The organism is Ensifer adhaerens (genome assembly GCF_002007205.1).
Taxonomy (GTDB): Bacteria; Pseudomonadota; Alphaproteobacteria; order Rhizobiales; family Rhizobiaceae; genus Ensifer; species Ensifer adhaerens_D.
Genome location: NZ_LAZS01000005.1, coordinates 378,129 through 393,190 on the forward strand (window position 1 = coordinate 378,129; position 15,062 = coordinate 393,190).

18 protein-coding genes are annotated in these 15,062 nt (G+C 63.2%); 9 read left to right on the forward strand and 9 right to left on the reverse strand.

Annotated elements, in window-relative coordinates:
- Positions 1-73 precede the first annotated feature (73 nt).
- From XB14_RS05555 to XB14_RS05585, 6 genes are all read right to left on the reverse strand, one after another.
- Complete coding sequence (locus XB14_RS05555) at positions 74-958, reverse strand: NAD(P)/FAD-dependent oxidoreductase (protein ID WP_077960664.1); 885 nt, start codon at positions 956-958, stop codon at positions 74-76.
- Between the two features lie 164 nt (positions 959-1,122).
- Positions 1,123-1,557, reverse strand: coding sequence for an Rrf2 family transcriptional regulator (locus XB14_RS05560; RefSeq protein WP_077960665.1), 435 nt, complete (start codon positions 1,555-1,557; stop codon positions 1,123-1,125).
- Between the two features lie 454 nt (positions 1,558-2,011).
- Positions 2,012-2,743 carry a hypothetical protein gene (locus XB14_RS05570; protein ID WP_077960666.1) on the reverse strand — a complete coding sequence of 244 codons (732 nt, stop codon included), beginning with the start codon at positions 2,741-2,743 and terminating at the stop codon, positions 2,012-2,014.
- A gap of 78 nt (positions 2,744-2,821) precedes the next feature.
- Positions 2,822-3,763, reverse strand: a complete 942-nt coding sequence (locus tag XB14_RS05575) for a DMT family transporter (RefSeq protein WP_077960667.1) — start codon at positions 3,761-3,763, stop codon at positions 2,822-2,824.
- 16 nt (positions 3,764-3,779) lie between these two features.
- Complete coding sequence (locus XB14_RS05580; protein WP_077960668.1) at positions 3,780-4,745, reverse strand: DMT family transporter; 966 nt, start codon at positions 4,743-4,745, stop codon at positions 3,780-3,782.
- Entirely contained in the window at positions 4,742-5,317 is a 576-nt protein-coding gene (locus XB14_RS05585) for a TetR/AcrR family transcriptional regulator (RefSeq protein ID WP_077960669.1), read from the reverse strand. The genes XB14_RS05580 and XB14_RS05585 overlap by 4 nt, the downstream gene beginning before the upstream one ends.
- Before the next feature lie 292 nt (positions 5,318-5,609).
- Between XB14_RS05585 and XB14_RS05590 the strand changes: the two genes are divergently transcribed.
- The 9 genes from XB14_RS05590 to XB14_RS05630 all read left to right on the forward strand — a co-directional run bounded on the left by XB14_RS05590 (position 5,610) and on the right by XB14_RS05630 (position 12,413).
- Positions 5,610-7,013, forward strand: a complete 1,404-nt coding sequence (locus XB14_RS05590; protein WP_077960670.1) for a DUF1254 domain-containing protein — start codon at positions 5,610-5,612, stop codon at positions 7,011-7,013.
- A 204-nt stretch (positions 7,014-7,217) separates the two neighbouring features.
- Positions 7,218-7,703: a hypothetical protein gene (locus tag XB14_RS05595; RefSeq protein ID WP_077960671.1), complete on the forward strand. Its 486-nt coding sequence runs from the start codon at positions 7,218-7,220 to the stop codon at positions 7,701-7,703.
- Positions 7,704-7,798: 95 nt separating this feature from the next.
- A complete protein-coding gene (locus XB14_RS05600) occupies positions 7,799-8,494 on the forward strand; it encodes an SOS response-associated peptidase (protein ID WP_077960672.1) in 696 nt (231 codons plus the stop codon).
- Between the two features lie 377 nt (positions 8,495-8,871).
- Positions 8,872-9,054, forward strand: a complete 183-nt coding sequence (locus tag XB14_RS05605; RefSeq protein ID WP_077960673.1) for a hypothetical protein — start codon at positions 8,872-8,874, stop codon at positions 9,052-9,054.
- 65 nt (positions 9,055-9,119) lie between these two features.
- Positions 9,120-9,341: a hypothetical protein gene (locus tag XB14_RS05610; RefSeq protein ID WP_234803973.1), complete on the forward strand. Its 222-nt coding sequence runs from the start codon at positions 9,120-9,122 to the stop codon at positions 9,339-9,341.
- A 435-nt stretch (positions 9,342-9,776) separates the two neighbouring features.
- Positions 9,777-10,223 (forward strand): hypothetical protein, encoded by a 447-nt coding sequence (locus XB14_RS32500; protein ID WP_143348241.1) that lies wholly within the window; start codon positions 9,777-9,779, stop codon positions 10,221-10,223.
- 102 nt (positions 10,224-10,325) lie between these two features.
- Complete coding sequence (locus tag XB14_RS05620) at positions 10,326-10,592, forward strand: hypothetical protein (protein ID WP_077960675.1); 267 nt, start codon at positions 10,326-10,328, stop codon at positions 10,590-10,592.
- Positions 10,593-11,083: 491 nt separating this feature from the next.
- Positions 11,084-11,368 (forward strand): hypothetical protein, encoded by a 285-nt coding sequence (locus XB14_RS05625; RefSeq protein WP_143348242.1) that lies wholly within the window; start codon positions 11,084-11,086, stop codon positions 11,366-11,368.
- Positions 11,369-11,480: 112 nt separating this feature from the next.
- Entirely contained in the window at positions 11,481-12,413 is a 933-nt protein-coding gene (locus XB14_RS05630; RefSeq protein ID WP_077960677.1) for a ribose-phosphate pyrophosphokinase, read from the forward strand.
- 119 nt (positions 12,414-12,532) lie between these two features.
- Here the strand turns inward: XB14_RS05630 and XB14_RS05635 are convergent, their stop codons facing one another.
- The 3 genes from XB14_RS05635 to XB14_RS05645 form a co-directional block, all read right to left on the reverse strand.
- Positions 12,533-12,889, reverse strand: coding sequence for a response regulator (locus XB14_RS05635; RefSeq protein ID WP_077960678.1), 357 nt, complete (start codon positions 12,887-12,889; stop codon positions 12,533-12,535).
- Positions 12,890-12,917: 28 nt separating this feature from the next.
- On the reverse strand, positions 12,918-13,901 hold the full coding sequence (locus XB14_RS05640) for a PAS domain-containing sensor histidine kinase (RefSeq protein ID WP_077961893.1): 984 nt from the start codon (positions 13,899-13,901) through the stop codon (positions 12,918-12,920).
- A gap of 221 nt (positions 13,902-14,122) precedes the next feature.
- Positions 14,123-15,046 (reverse strand): bifunctional helix-turn-helix transcriptional regulator/GNAT family N-acetyltransferase, encoded by a 924-nt coding sequence (locus XB14_RS05645; RefSeq protein ID WP_077960679.1) that lies wholly within the window; start codon positions 15,044-15,046, stop codon positions 14,123-14,125.
- Positions 15,047-15,062 lie beyond the last annotated feature (16 nt).

Consider the following 15,062-nt stretch of genomic DNA (forward strand, 5'->3'; position numbering starts at 1 on the left):
CGAACGGCGCAAAGCGGTCGCGTCCGTTCGGTCGCTCCGTCCCGCCGCCGAGGGCCGGCCTTGCGCTGGCCTTCTATCCGAACACCAGCGAGCGGTGCAGTTGCGCGCCGGCCCAGGCGCCGTCGCCGACCGCGAGCGAGACCGAGTGGGGAACGCGGCCGACGTCGCCGCAGGCATAGGCGCCGGGGATGGTTGTTTCCTTCGCAGGCGTCGCCCGGATCTGCAGCCCCATCGGCGTCTCCTCGATCTCGCAGCCGAAGCGTTCGGCGATGTCGCTTGCGGGCGTCGTGCGGGTGGCGACGAAAATGCCGGAGAAGGGCAGGCGGCGGCCATCCGTCAGCACCACGTCGGCATGGCCTTCGAGCCTTGCTACCGGGGTTTCGTCGATGGTTACGCCGCGCCTGACGAGATCGGCACGGCCTTCGGCGTCGAGAGTGATGGCGCCGTTGGCGAAGAAGGTGACCTTGCCCCATTCGGGAATGAGCTGCGCCTGGTGGATCGACATGGGGCTTGCGGCGATGACGGCGATCTCGCCCTGGTTCAGCTCGTAGCCGTGGCAATAGGGGCAATGGAAGGCGCTCTTGCCCCAGCGTTCGGTGAGCCCCTCGATCGCGGGCAGGCCGTCCTTGACGCCGGTTGCAAAGAGCAGGCGCCGGCCTTCGAGGGAGGCGCCGTCGGCGGTCGTGACGACGAAGGCATCCTGCTTGCCGCTGGCCTTTTCGGCGCGACCGTCGATCCAGGTGAGCGTGGGGTACCTGGAGAGCTGCGCCCGCGCGGTTGCAGCAATCTCGCCGGGATCGATGCCGTCCTGGCCTAGGAAGCCGTGGGAGTGGCTGGCGAAACGGTTGCGGCGAATGCCCTCGTCGATGATAGCCACGCGCCGGCGGGCACGCAGAAGCTGGAGGGCGGCGGCCATGCCGGCATAGCTGCCGCCGATGATGATGACGTCCTGTTGCATGGGTCTTCCTTTCGGTTGGGCGCAGGTGAGCCCACCGGTCTCTTGAACCAGTGTCTCGACCCGGGCTTTGGGCAATAGGGTTCCGGCCGGAAACCGCTTATGCGGTCCCGGTGTAATCGGATGTGTCGGGATCGATCACGTCAGGACGGATCGATCGGCTGCTGTCAGTGCGATCGGAGCCGGTGCCGCCGGGCAAAGTCCTCGGCGAGGTCGGCAAGCGTTACGTGGGCGAAGCGGTCGAGCAGCAGCGCCTCGGCCTCCGCAAAGGCGGTATCGAGCGCGGCGTTGACCGCCTGCTCGACCAGGCATTCCGGCATTTCCTGCTTGTTACCGATGGCAAAGATCGCGGGTTCGCCGAGCGTCTCGTGTAATTGCCTGAGCGTCACGGTCTTGAGGTCGGCGGTGATCGCCCAGCCGCCCGCATGGCCGCGGGCGGAGGAAACGATGCCGGCATCCCTGAGGTAGCCCATGGTGCGGCGGACGACGACCGGATTGGTGTGCATGCAGAGCGCAAGCTCGTCCGAAGTCAAAGGTTCGTCGCGCTCGGCCATGTGCAGGAGCGCGTGCAGGACGGAAGAAAGGCGACTGTCTTTTTTCATGTAACTTCAATTATTACGAATCGAGGCGTGATGCAAGAGCTGCAACCTCCGGCCTCTCCTGAAAGTGCCTATCGACACGGGCTGGTACTTGCCTGACGAAGGGTCACTCCAGTTGTCATGGCGTTTGGCTAAGATCGCTGGTACGCCCAGCATCGCTTTGCGGCTGGGACCTTCGGCCCATCGGAGGGTGGTGATGTGAAGGCCGTCGTTATCGTTTCATGGCTGAAATCTGCGACAACCTCAGTTGCTACCACTTCACAACATTCTCGATCTTCGTCGTTGAAAGCTGCGTCTACCAGAAATTCGAGGACGATATTGTCGCCGCTCCAGCCACAGGTTACGGCCGTTATCGTCGGCGAGACTGTTTCCGGCAATGCGCGTTGCACACTGAGGATCAGTCTTTTCGCGATCTGGTGCTGGCATCAGAACCTCTGGTCCCCTGCTGACTTAGTGCCTAAGGCGCCAGATGGATCGCGCCATAGGGGTTGTACTTGAACTCGTCCTCCTCATAGCCGTCGACGGGCAGCAATTGGGCGCCGCGGTGCTTAAGCACCGTCTCGACGCCGTCGCTGAAGACCTCGTCGGCAACGGCGTCGATCAACGCGCTCAAGGCCAGTTCGTCGTCGGAGAGGGTTTTCGGCGCGTAGACTTCGGGTATCCCGACCAGATGGAAGCCGATGCTGTAGAGATGTTCGTCGGTGCCGATCGGCCGCTTGGCAAAGGCGAGGCGGCATGGGCGGGCAAGCGCAGCGCCTGCTTGGCCTTCCGCGTCGCGGGCAAGCTCTCTCCATCTGGCGACGCCGTGCGCGACGCCGGCGCTCTCGCCCTTGGCGGCGACGATGCCGTTTTCCAGCACGTGCGCGACCAGCCGAAGCGCTGTGGCCGAGGTCTTGACTGCATCTTCTTTCGTCATCGGCGGGCCGAGCACATAGATGACCGAGCGATGGTCGCTGACGGCCTCCTCGTCCGCTTCGGCCCAGGCACCCTTCAGGACGCGATCCCGGCAGACCTCGAAGGACATCGGCATGCGGTCGTCCGGGGCGTCCTCGGAAAAGGTGTCGTCGATCTCGAAGCCTGGCGCGCGACTCTCGATCGCCGACTGGATCATCTCGCAAAGGTCGGAGAAGGGGCGTTCTCCGCCGAGCAGGCAGAGCACGTGACGTGGTTTGACTTCGGAAAAGCTCATGGCCGCTGTCCCCCGGTGGTTTGGGCGAAGCTGTCGCAGACACCACCACAAGATGCAAGTGGTCAGTGGATGGCTTTCCTAAACGTGCGTCGGGCTTTGCCCCCGGGCCGGCTGCCGTGCCCTCGCGACGATGACGATGCCGATCAGCGAGACGACGAGGCCGACGGCCATGGCCCAGGAGAGGGGTTCGCCGAACATGATAAAGGCCCAGATCATCGTCACCGGGGGGCTGAGATAGAGGATCGCAGTGACGCGGGCGGGCGAGGACTTTTTCAGCGCCAGATAATAGAGGCTCCAGGCGCCGAAAGTGGCGACGAAGACCAGCCAGAGAATGCCGCCAACGAAGCCGGGATCGAGGACCGGCAGCACGCTGCCTTCGTGCCAGGCAAAGAGCGCGAAGATCGCCGACGCCGACAGGCACTGGATTGAGAGGCTTTGATGCACCGGCATGGCGCCCGCCGGGCTGCGCTTCTGCAGGAGGGTGGCCAGCGCCAGCGACAGGGTGCCGAGAACCGGCAGGCCATAGGCCCAGAGCGGAACGTTGCCGACGTCGAGCGACCAGCCAGACGCGATCAAGACACCGGTCAGCCCGATGAAGGAGCCGAGCCACTGGCGGGCGGTCAAGGCCTGGCCGAGGACCGGCCAGGAGAGGATGGCGACGGCGAGCGGCAGCATGTCGGTGATAAGCGCCACAAGCCCGGTTGGCACGCCATAGGAGATCGCCAGCGCAAAGCCCGCGAGATAGCCGGACATGGCAAGTGCGCCGAAGAGCATCTGCGGCACGGCGTCCTGCAACCGGATCTTTGGCCCGATCGTCAGGGCGAAGGGCAGCAGGATGAGACCGGAGACGAGGCTGCGCCAGAAGAGGATCAGGAAGAGCGGCGCGTGGTCGATGGCGAAGCGGATGCCGACGAAGCCGGCGCTCCAGCAGATCACAAGTGCTGCCTCGAGCAGGATCAGGATGACGACGGCCCACATCCGGTTTGGCCGGCGGGAAGGCAGCGCAGCGACGTCGCTCATATCGAGGGTTCCGGCTCTAGCGGCTGGGGAGGGCCGCGTCGATGGCGGCGGCGGATCGCGGGCGTTCGGCGCGGCGGCGCCGGCCCGGCATCGGCATGGTGAGGATGAACAGCGAGCCGACGATCAGCCCGATGCCCGCCCAGCCCTCGGCCGGCAGGCGCTCGCCGACGATGACGACGGCAAGCACGGCGGCAATCACCGGTTCGAGCAGCGACAGCGTGGTCGCCATGGTGGCCGACACGCGCGCGAGGCCATAGGCGAAGAGCACGTAAGCGACCAGCACCGGCACCAGCGCCATGTAGATACCGACGGCGACATTGGTCCACGACGCTAAAAGCGGCGCGCCGGTGAAGGCGAGCACCGGCAACAGCAGAGTGCCGCCGACACCGAAGATCGAGCCCATGGCGGCACGCGGCGGAATGTCCGCCTGCATCAGCCGGCGCGCCACCCAGGAATAGAGCGCATAGAGCAGGCCGGAGACGAGGCCGAGCAGGATGCCGTAGAGGACGGCCGTCGCGTCGGCTGGACCGGCGCTGCCGTGGCTTTCGGAGAGGACCAGAAGCACGGCGCCGGCGAGGCCCGCGGCAGCACCGAGCAGCCAGCGTGTCGTGAGCTTCTGACCGTCGAAGAAACGCTCGATCAGCGAGGCGGCGAGCGGCGCCGAGCCGATGGAGATGACGGTGCCGATGGCGACGCCGGCGAGATGCATGGACGAGTAGAAGGCGAGCGGATAGATCGCGACCGACAGCGAGCCGAGGATCAGCATCGGCCATTGCGCGGCGATCCTTGCCCGATTCCTGGCGATCGAGTGCAGCGCCGTCAGCGCCAAGAGCAGGCCGCCGAAGCCCATGGCGACGGCGCCGATGCCGAGCGGGCTGACCCCTGAAGCAAAGGTGGCGGTGGTGCCGGTGGTGCCCCAGAGGGCCGAGGCGGTAAGCACGCAGGCAAAGCCGACGAGAGAGGCGGAATTGCGGGAGGTCATAGCTGGTCCATGATCGAGATGGCGATCCTGCGCGCGGTCTTCAGCCGGGCATCGTGTCCGTCGAGGCCGGCGCGCGACATCGCGCCCTCGAGCAGGAAGGAGAGGTGTTCGGCGGTCTCGTCGATGGCGGCACCCGCGTCGGGCTTCATCTCGGCGAGATATTGCTTGAACAGCGTTTCGACCTCGTCCTTCTGCGAGGCAACGATGTCGCGGGCGGGATCGCCAACGGAAAGCTCGGCGGCGGCATTCAAAAGACCGCAGCCGCGAAAACCCCAGGAATAAGCCATTTCGGCGTGGTCGACATAGCTGTCGAAGATCGCCAGTACACGGTCTCGCGGCGTTGCCGCATGGGCCAGCCGCTCGCGGTAAAGCTCCTGCCATTCCCGGTGGCGGGCCTCGATATAGGCGTTCACCAGATCGGTCTTGGACGAGAAGTTGTTGTAGAGGCTCATCTTGGCGACACCCGCATGCGCGGTGATCGCATCGATGCCCGTCGCGCCGACCCCGTCCCGATAGAACAGTTCGGCTGCCGCCTTCAGCAGGCGCTCGCGCGCCGGTGCTTTCTCGCCCATCGCTTTCTCCAAACTACTAGGTAGACCGATCTACCTATTTTGATGTGATGTCAAGGGAGGCGTCGCTTTCTGGAGGAGGGATGAGCGCGCGCTGACGCGCCGGCGGATCGCCGTGGTCGCTGTTTTCGGCTGTAACGGTAACGTACTTCCGCGCGTCACATGCAACGGGTCTACTGCTCGGCATGCATTCGCACTAAAGTTTCGCATGGGCGGCCCGCACTGGAGTGTGCGAGGGCAGCGGCGATCGAGAGATTTCAAGGCCGCCGGCCGCGGCGTATGAGGGAGATTCGGCATGCTGCGATTTGTACTCACAGGTCTGGTGCTTCTGGCCGGCGCGAGCAACGTCCCGGCGCAGGATACGTTGCCGACAGACCTCCGGGACCGCGCGATCGGGCGCCGGGCGACGGAGGCGGTCATCTGGGGCATGCCGGCGGTCAATGCCGACCTGATGCTGCAGACGATGCTTTCGACGACCAAGGCCAAGGTCAACGAAGTCGTCTACTGGTCTCGCCCGGTCAACTGGAAGAACCAGACGCTGACGCCGAACCCGGATTCGATCTACTTCATGTCGTTCTGGAACGTGAAGGACGGGCCCATCGTCATCGAGATCCCGCCGGCCGAAGGCGGATCGATCGCCGGTAACATCGTCAACGCCTGGCAGATGCCGCTCGAAGACGCCGGCCCGCATGGCGCCGACGAGGGCAAGGGCGGCAAGTATCTGATCCTGCCGCCGGACTACATGGGCGAAGTGCCTGAGGGCTTCATTCCGCTGCGCTCCGATACGTTTACCGGCTTCGCGCTGCTGCGCTCGAATTTGAAGAGCCATGCCGACGCCGAGGTCGAAAAGTCGGTCGCCTACGGCAAGCGGATCAAGATCTACCCGATGCCCGTGACCGAGAATACGCCGGCGACGGTCTTCACCGACGCCTATGACGTGCTGTTCGACAGCACCATCCGCTTCGATGCCAGCTTCTTCGACAATCTCAACCGGGTCGTCCAGACCGAGCCGTGGCTCGAGCGCGATCGGGTGATGATCGACCAGTTGAAGACGCTCGGCATCGAGAAGGGCAAGCCCTACCAGCCAAGTGCCGAAACCAAGGCGCTGCTCGACAAGGCGGCGGCCGAAGCCAAGGCGGAGCTTTCGGCGCGCTATGACGCCGGCTTCCCTGTCATCAACGAGGGCATTCGCTGGTTCCCGGCGGCTGTGGCCGAGATGGTGAAGGTTGCCTCGGAAGCCTATTCCGATCCGGGTCTCTATCCGGTCGATGCCCGAGGCGTCACCTATACGCTCGGATTCACCGGCATCAAGCGGCTGGGCACGGCGCAATATTACCTGATGGCCAACAAGGACAAGGACGGCAACGCCTTCGATGGCAGCGCCAATTATCGCCTCGTCGTGCCGAAGGATGCGCCTGTCGAGCAATACTGGTCGGTGACCGTCTACGACCGCGAGACCCATGCGCTGGTCCGCAACATGGAGAAAGCCAGCGTCGCCTCGATCGGCGAGGGGGTGAAGAAGAATGCCGACGGGTCGGTGGACGTCTATTTCGGCGCCAAGGCGCCTGAGGGCAAGGCGGCAAATTGGGTGCCCGTCGATCCCGCGCGCAAGTTCGAGCTGCTTTTCCGGCTCTATGGGCCGGAAAAGCCGCTCTTCGACAAGGCATGGAAACTGCCCGATGTCGAGAAGATGCCGTGACAATCCGAGGGGCGGCGGGGCTGGCCGCCTTTGACCCCAACGCGGGGGGCGGCCCGGATCGTCTTTCTGGCCATAGCCGTGCTGCCCAGTCGCGGTTTGTCATGAGCCGTTTCGCTTGCAACTTCCGCCCACATTTTTTCCACGATCCGCAATCATGAATATCCCTGTCTCGCGACTCAAAGGGCCACTCAGGGGGAGCATTCAATGATTTCAGTTCGTGCCGCGGGTCTCATCGTCGCTCCGGTTTTCTTGATGCTGATGGCGCCGGAAGCGTCCGCCTGCACATGTGAGGGCAGAGTACTTGGAAAGCCGGAAAAGACCTCTGCCGAGAAATTCTCCGAGGCAGATCTCGTCGTGAAAGGGCGAATGAAGACGGTGACCTATGGCGTCGAATTCGCAAATCCCGACGAGCCCGATCAGCCGTTTCGCATGACGCGCGGCGACATCGATATCAAGGCGGTTCTGAAAGGCACGTTCGAAGGAAAGACCATTGAGGTCTATACCGGAGCGGGCAATGGTGATTGCGGCCGGTTGCCCGAGTTCATCGGGCAAGCGGTCTATTACAACCACGAAAAATTCGGTGAGTTCGAGCTTGGGCTGATCAGGAGTGAAGTCGACGGGAAGACGTTCTACATGACGTCGATCTGCGACTACGCCAAGGGGCCGGAGGACGAGGAGGCTCAGCCGTAGGCCTCGCCCTCGGCAGCGCATGCGATTGTTGCCGTCTGTTTTTCCGCAAATCGGATAGTATATGCACGGAGTTGCATGCAGCGGGGAGCGGCATCATGTGCGGGCGCGTCTATCTGAAGACCAATCTGGAGGGCCTGCTGCGGGCCTTCGGCTTTGCGGAGCGTGGCGGCGTCGAGACGATCGCCAACCAGTTTCCGCGCTATAACGGCGCGCCGACGCTGATCTATCCGATCATCATCCGCGACGTGATCCGCGATCCCGATCTCTTCGGCCCGGTGTTCGTCTCGGCGCGCTGGGGGCTGATCCCGAGCTGGACGAAAGACCCGAAGGCGGGCAGGCCGCTCGTCAACGTGCGCTCCGACACGATCGCTAGCAAGTTCCGCTCGTCCTACCAGCGGCGGCGCTGCCTGGTGCCGATCGACGGCTTCTTCGAATGGAAGGACATTCACGGCACCGGCAAAGACAAGCAGCCCTATGCAATCGCGATGAAGACGGGCGAGCCCTTCTGCCTTGCCGGCATCTGGGAGAGCTGGCGCAACCCGGACACCGACGAGGACATCCGCACCTTTGCGATCGTCACCACCGACGCCAACGCCATGATGGCCGATATCCACGACCGCATGCCCGTCATCCTCCACCCCGAGGACTACGAGCGCTGGCTTTCGCCGGAGCCCGAGGCCGCTGATCTGATGCAGCCGTTTCCGCCTGAACTGATGACCATGTGGAAGATCGGCAGCAAGGTCGGCTCGCCGAAGAACGATACGCCGGATATTCTCGATCCGGTCGACTGACGGCGACACGACATCGCGCAGAGGATCTTAAGCGGCGGGAGAAGTCGGAACCACTCCGTCTTGGCAGGTTCGCAGATCGTTCTCGTTCCCTTTCACCAGGATATTTTTGCGCGCACCTTCATGGCCCCGTCTTTCTTTTTGCATCGCTGGCCGGAGGGTCAAAACCTACAGCGCCGGAAAATGTTCCGCGATGGGACTTCAGTCCTACACCCCCCGCGCAAAGGTCCTAAGCCCGTGGCTCGGAGATCTGGCGACGCTAGATTCCATCTCAGCCTGTGGCCAACTCTCTTTCGCGCCATGGACTGACAGCGACACCGGGGCAGCCTGTCCGTCCCTTCGGTTCGCCCTGGTGTCGTTGCCTGCCGGAGGAATGCAGAATGTACGAACACGACCGCTACAGCCAGCCAGAGCGAAAGTTCTCTACCGGACTTCCCATCGGTGTGATGCTGTTGGCGATGGTTGCCATCGGCGCCTATCTCTTCGTGGGCAGCGCGCTCTCGAGCGCCCCTCAACAATCCGTCGCCATTGTCCTTCCGACACCGGTCGCACCGTCGAAATAGGCTTGGGCCTGAAGCGAGGGGGAGCAGCCATGAGATTAATGCACCTGGGTCGAGCCCGTCTGGGGATGGCTTTACCCCGCTATCGCCCTCAGTTGCGCCAGGCCAGAGACCCGTCTCTGCTCGATCTTTTCGAGGCTTACGCGCTCGCCGCGTCAACGCTCGACGAACTTCTCCAAGAATATCCGGCCCGCATCGAGCTTGTTACCGAATATAGACAGGTCTGCGCCGACCTGCAGGCAGAGGTCGTCGTCCTGCTCACGCTGACGGATGAGCGACTGTTTCCGTGACCGCTCGACGTTCAAGCAGATCCCATTGGCCGCCACGCAGAAATCTCCTGAAAAACCACGCGACATGAGCCCAAGGAACCCGTCCGAAAACGAGCGTTCTTCAGGCCTCATAAGCGACCCAGGATGCTCGACCTAGGACTTTGGTCCCACAGGCGACGGTAAAGGTCCCACGCCTGGCGTCCGACCGGAACCAATCTTGTCACTCACGCTTGGTTTGCATGAAGCTAATTTAGCGAGGTCAACATGAACGCGATACGTGAACTTCTGACAAGCACCAGTCTGGCCGTGGTGGCGGCAGGCTTTTTATCAATAACCGTCCCGGCACAGGGACAGATCATCGAGCGCTCCGCTTTCCCGGGTGAGTGCAGTCCCCGTGGAGTGGCAAACAGGATGCAGGAAGCCGCAGAAGAACAGTGTGAGCCGTTGTCGGCCGCGGTGACTAGCGTAATCGTCCCGACAATGTCGAACGGCAATACGGGGCAAACCGGCACGGATACGGGCGGTAACAGCAACCCTGGTGTTCCTTTCAGCACCGGTGGCGGCGATCCCGGCACGGGCGGTGGTGATCCCGGTCCCGGCAGTGGCGGCGATCCCGGCACGGGCGGTGGTGACCCCGGTCCCGGCAGTGGCGGCGATCCCGGCACGGGCGGTGGTGATCCCGGTCCCGGCAGTGGCGGCGACCCCGGCACTGGCGGTGGTGATCCCGGTCACGGCGGTGGCGGCGATCCGGGGACTGGCGGTGGTGATCCCGGTCCCGGCGGTGGCGGCGATCCCGGCACGGGCGGTGGTGATCCGGGCAACGGCGGTGGCGGCGACCCCGGCACTGGCAGCGGTGATCCGGGCCACAGCAGTGGCGACGGCTCCGGTCCCGCAGGCGATTGACCAGATTAATCGTGTCCAGCGGATTCCGAGACAGGCAGAGTTTGCCCGCCGGTGATCCCAGGCGCGCGCTCCCAGCGTCATGGCCTCAGCGGAGGGCCAGGCATGACTGAAGGTACGCAACGCCAGATGCACGCCAGCGAAATCCCGGCCTTCGTCGCCGATGTCATCGAAACAGGATGCGAGATCTGCGCTGTCGGCCACGACAGCTATGTGATTGGCGAGGTCGAGGAACAGGCTCACGCGAAGAAGAAACTCGACCGGATAGGAGAGAAGTACGGCAACCGCGACGCTCTGAGGCTGCAGATCGTCGCCTATCTCTGGTCGATCGGACGGTTCGTTGATGTCGGCGGGCTTGGGACCAGGCATTGACACCGGCATGCCCATCAGGGAGTGTCTTTTCCTTAAGACCACAATCGAGCATTGTCCTGGGTCGAGTGGAGGAAGCTCATGTCTTACGATTGGGAAGGCGCCCGTCGTCAACGGTACAGGCACGCGCGGCTCTGGCTTTTTATCGCCGTTGCAGCCTGGCTGATCGCCGTCGCGTCAACGCCATGATGGGAACGGGTGAGAAACGAGGGACCAAAGCTTGAGAAGCATAACGTTACGAAAGATTGCCGTCATCGCCTGCGTTCTGATTGCCGGCCTGTCTCTGGCAAGCTGCGCGCGGAACTCCTGCCGGGATTGGCCGGGAACCTGCATCATCCAGTGATGAGGTGCTATCGCGAGAGCCTGAAGTCGCTGCTCTGACGAAACCGTTTCCGCCTGAGTTTACGACCGTGTGGAAGACCGGCAGCAAGGCTGGCTCGCCGAAGAATGACTGTCCTGATCGTCTCGATCCGGTGGAGTGAGGGGAGAGCGTCTTGCTGCAAAACGAAGGCCCGGGTTGTATGCCGCATCTTATCGTGGCCGGCCTCGCCGTGTTGTTGATCTGGGAAATTTATTGGTTCATCAGGGCATTGCTTTTCTACAAAGGCAATGGGTGGGACCTCACCGTCGATTTCGGGCCTAAGATGTATAAAGGTGACTGGGCTTCTCCTGAGTTTGAGATGTCGCCCAGGGAAAAATTAGTGAGTGGATATCCCTACTGGATACTCCTCTACGCCTGCTTGCTGGCCGTCTTCTCGATCGCATTGTTCCGAGGCTGATCCGGCCGGTTTACCGGCTGCGATGCGCTCGGTTGTGCTTGCGCGCGCAACTCGCTAAAGCTGCCGCATACAACGTCTGCCCCCGAAGGCTCCTTGAGACAGGATTGCGCTGATGAAGCTGGTGACCGGTAACTCAAACCGCGCCCTTGCCGAAGCCATTGCCGACTACCTGAAACTTCCGCTGGCGGACTGCACGGTCAAGCGCTTCGCCGACCAGGAAATCAACGTTCAACTTCATGAGAATGTCCGCGGCGAGGACGTCTATATTCTTCAGTCGACGAGCACGCCGGCCGACGGCAACCTGATGGAGCTCCTGATCCTGACCGATACGCTGCGCCGTTCGTCCGCGCGCCGGATCACCGCCGTCATTCCCTATTTCGGCTATGCCCGTCAGGACCGGCGCGCCACCGGCCGCACGCCGATCTCGGCCAAACTGGTCGCCAACATGATCGCCGGTGCGGGTGTGCATCGCGTCATGACGCTCGATCTGCACACGGATCAAATCCAGGGTTTTTTCGATATCCCGACCGATAATCTCTATTCGGCGCCGGTGATGGCCCGCGACATCAAGGAGCGCTACGACATCGGCAATCTCATGGTCGTTTCACCCGATGTGGGCGGTGTCGCGCGGGCGCGCGCCATTGCCAAGCGCATCGGTACCGATCTTGCGATCGTCGACAAGCGGCGTCCCCGCCCAGGCGTGTCGGAAGTGATGAACGTCATTGGCGATGTATCCGGGAAAAGCTGTCTGCTGATCGACGACATCGTCGATAGCGGCGGGACGCTGATCAATGCGGCGGACGCGCTGTTGAAGGCGGGTGCCAGGGAGGTCTCGGCCTATATCACCCATGGGGTTCTCTCCGAAGGTGCCTGCGAACGCATCGGCGCCAGCAAGTTCAAGGAATTGGTCGTGACCGATTCCATTTGCGAGACACAGGCGCAACGGCAGGCCGCGAATATCCGGCGCATCACCATCGCGCCATTGCTCGGCGAAGCGCTTGCCCGCACGGCGAGAGATGAGAGCGTTTCAAGTCTTTTCAACTGAGGGGGCTTGAGGGCGGGCTCTGCCGCCGACAGGATCGCGACGAAAGTCTGCGCGTCCCCGGCTGCATCGCGTCGATGGGCGGCAAGTGGAGGGACGTCACGGCAGCGGTTTCAGAAGCATCACGATCGCATCGCCTGCTCCAGCGCTCCGAGCAATGTTTGAGCGTCCACTGGCTTGCCGACATTGACCGCCCCCGCCAGAACCTCTCCGCCTATGCGCTCCGGCTTTTCATAGGCGCTGGAAAGCACGAAGGGCACGTTCTTGTCCCGCAGTGCCTCGGCCACAGGCGTCACGGCGCCATCCTTCAGGGTAACGTCCAGAATGGCCACGGCCGGCACGGAGTTGCGCAACAGCAGCAGGGCCTGGCTCACGGTCGCTGCGGGGCCTAAGACAAGCCAGCCGTGCCTTTGGAGCAGCAGCTCGAGGTCCATGGCGATCAGGAACTCGTCCTCGACGAGAAGCACGGTCTTGGGCATGAAACCAGTCTCGGCTTTCAGAGACCGGTCACAAAGGTGTGACGATCTCAATTGCCAAACCCTTTGGTGCGTAGTTCAGTTCCACGCGCCCGCCCATTTCGCCTTTTACGGAGAATTCGATAAGCCTGGTGCCGAAGCCCGTCGTCGTCGGCGGTGTGACCGGCGGGCCGCCGCTTTCCTGCCAGATCAGCCGCAGATGCTTTTTGCTTGCCCTCTCGATCGTCCACCGGATGGTGATTTTTCCGGTAGAGGTCGACAGTGCGCCGTACTTCACCGCATTGGTCGCGAGTTCGTGCAGGATCAGGCTCAGCGACAAGGCCCGGCTCGGCGTCAGCGATACCGGCTTGCTCGGTTCAATCACGATGGTCGCGCCTTCCGAGTAGGGTTTCAGCGTCTGTTCGAGCAATTCCTTGAGGTCAGCCTTTTGATCTTGCGTGTAGGCCACGTCGTGGGCGCGCACCAGCGCACCAAACCGGCCGAGGAATGCGTCGCGGTACTCTTCGCCGGAGCGTCCGTCGACCGAGGTCTGGCGCGCAAGCGCCTGGACGAGGGCGAACAGGTTCTTCATGCGGTGCCGCATCTCGCCGAGAAGCAGGTCCTTTTCGACCTCCAGCCTGCGCCGGTCGGTGGCGTCGACGATCGAGAGAAGCAAGGATCGGCTGTTGTTTTCAGGGTGAAACAGCCGATGCGCGCTGAGCAGCATGGTTCTCACCCCGATGCTCGGGAACGCGTGCTCGACCTCATAGTCGACCACCGCCGTGCTCTTCGGGATCACTTCCTCGAGCAGGCGGCGCAGTTCGGGAATGTCCCATTGCCCGTTGCCGAGGTCGTAGATGTGTTGGCCGATCGTCTCGTCGCGCTCGACCTTGAAGGTCGAAAAGAAGGCGCGGCTGGCCGTCCGGACGCGCAGGTTCTGATCCAGCAACAGCAGGGGATAGGGAACCGTATCGACGATGCCCTGCGCCTCGATGTATCCGTTCCGCCGCAAGCGGTAAAGGTCTTCCAGATTCATCACCATGCCCCACGCGCTGAATCCGCCAAGCGATAGTGTCACAAATAAACGCCGGGACGAATGACCTTGTTCCCCGGGGAGAAAGGCGGACTGCAGCGTCGCTGTGGGTGCAGCGTTGGAGTTCGGCGATGCCCGATCCGGGGTAAGCGAGCATGGCGAGCGCGCCCAACGGTCTACTTCGGCGGCGCACCCCGGGGCGGTGCTGCGGCGTCCGGCCGCCGTTACAGATCCCGCGCGAAGATCTGGCCGGTGAGGTCCTTGCCGAAGCTGTGGTGTTGCTCTTCCTCGATCAGCGCGAAGCCGGCCTTTTCGTAGATGTGACGGGCGGCGTCGAGGCCGGCATTGGTCCAGAGGATCATGCGCGTATAGCCCTGAAGGCGGGCGTGGCGCATGCATTCCTCCACCAGCCGACGGCCGATGCCGAGGCCGCGGGCGCTGGGCTCGACATAGAGCAGGCGCAGTTTTGCCGTCGTCTCGTCATGGCGGACGAGGAACACCGAGCCGACGACCTTGCCGTCCTTTTCGGCGATCCAGCAGCGGTCGGATTTCGGGTCGTAGTCGCGCATGTACTTGACGACGATCTCGGCGACCAGCGCCTCGAACTCGGTGCTCCAGCCATATTCCTGCGCATAGAGCGCGCCCTGGCGGTGGATGACCCAGCCCATGTCGCCCGGCTGCGGATCGCGCAGGATAAAGCCCGGCACCCGCTCTTCCTGAAGCAGGCTCTCGATCTCGCCCATCGCGGCCACCAGTTGCCGCTGTTCCGGCACGGTGAGCTTTTCGAGCATGGCGACGACTTCGCCTTGCGACGCGTCCTCGAGCGGCTGGACGGTCGTGCGACCGGCATTCGTCAGTTCGAGCTGCGCGACCCGACCGTCGGCGGGCGAGCGGGTCTTTTCGACCAGCCCCTTCTTCTCGAAGCCGGTGATGACCCGGCTCAGGTAACCGGCGTCGAGGCCGAGTTCGCGGCAGAGATCGGTTGCCGTCAGCGCCGGCCGGTGCGCCAGTTCATAGAGAATGCGCACCTCCGTCAGCGAAAACGCGCTGGCAAGCAGGTGCTCGTGAAGCAGGCCGATCAGGCGGGTGTAAAAGCGGTTGAAGCGCCGCACCGTCAAGGCGCGGTCTTCGATTTGCTGCGGAGACATGGGTGATGCCCTTATA